Genomic DNA, 1,463 nt, shown 5'->3' on the forward strand with positions numbered 1-1,463 from the left:
TCATCGATGCGCTGATGCGTCATCGTTTTGGCCGCAAGTCTGAACAGCTCGATGCGGACCAGTTCGAGCTGGCGCTTGAGGAAGTTGAAGCCGCGCTCTCGCAGGCTGAGCTCGCGAGGAGCAAGGCAAGCAAGGCGTCGAGCGAACGCCCGCGCAAGACCAACCGCGGTGCGTTGCCCGCCCATCTCGAGCGGATCGAGCAGATCGTCGTTGTCGAGGATAAGGCCTGCGCCTGCTGCGGCGGCGCGCTCCACCAGATCGGCGAGGATGTGGCCGAGCGCCTCGATGTCGTTCCCACCACCTTCCGCGTGCTGGTCACCCGGCGTCCGCGCTATGGCTGCCGTTCTTGCGAGAACGCTGTCGTGCAAGCTCCGGCGCCGGCACGGATCGTCGAAGGCGGCATCCCCACCGAAGCACTGATCGCGCAGGTGCTGGTATCAAAGTATGCCGATCACCTGCCGCTCTACCGGCAGGCGCAGATCTATGCCCGGCAGGGTATCCAGCTGGATCGCTCCACCCTTGCTGACTGGGTCGGAAGGGCGGCCTGGTATTTGCGCCCCTTGCGCGACCACATCCTCGAGCGATTGCGACGATCCGAGCGGTTGTTCGCCGACGAGACCACCGCGCCCGTGCTCGATCCCGGGCGCAAGCGAACGAAGACCGGCCAGATCTGGGCCTATGCCTGCAATGATCGGCCATGGGGCGGCAGTGACCCGCCGATGGTCGCCTATGTCTACGCTGCGGATCGCAAGACCGAGCGACCCGAGGCGCATCTCCAGGGCTTTGCCGGTATCCTGCAGGTCGATGGCTATAGTGCTTATGCGGCGCTGGCCCGGCGTCATCAGCAGATCCGCCTCGCGTTCTGCTGGGCCCACGTGCGCCGCAAGTTCTACGAGCTGGCCGAGAGCTCGCCCGTGGCAGCCGACGTGCTACGGCGCATTGCTTCCCTCTACGCCATCGAGGACGAGATCCGCGGTCTATCCGCTTACGAGCGCCGTGACGTCCGCGACCAGCGCAGCCGTTCGATCGTGAACGACCTGCACAACTTCCTCGAAGCACGCGGCCGGCAGGTCAGCGCCAAGAGCCGTCTCGGCGAGGCGATCCGCTACACTCTTCCACGCTGGGACGGTCTCGTCAGGTTCCTCGACGATGGTCGCATCGATCTCGACAACAACGCTGTCGAGCGCGCGATCCGCCCGCTGGCTCTCAACCGCAAGAACGCCCTGTTCGCAGGCTCCGACGAGGGCGGTGATAACTGGGCGGTGATCGCCACGCTGATCGAGAACTGCAAGCTCACCGGCATCAACCCGCACACCTGGCTGACCGCGACGCTCACCAGTCTCGCCAATGGTCACCCCGCATCGCGGATCGACGAGCTCCTGCCGCACGCTCACGTGGCTTGAGAACAGCGCTCTGATGTCCGCTGTCAACGCTCAGGGTGCGCGGCATCAGCCGTTCGGCGG

At 65.4% G+C, this 1,463-nt stretch carries 1 protein-coding gene; it reads left to right on the forward strand.

All coding sequences use genetic code 11. The features are described from left to right. Nucleotides 1-1,403 (forward strand): IS66 family transposase (locus AX708_RS07025; RefSeq protein WP_067489799.1); only part of this gene is annotated, 1,403 nt, incomplete at its 5' end. Between the last annotated feature and the right edge of the window lie 60 nt (nucleotides 1,404-1,463).

It is taken from the genome of Erythrobacter sp. CCH5-A1, from assembly GCF_001557115.1.
In the GTDB taxonomy this organism is placed as follows: Bacteria; Pseudomonadota; Alphaproteobacteria; order Sphingomonadales; family Sphingomonadaceae; genus Erythrobacter.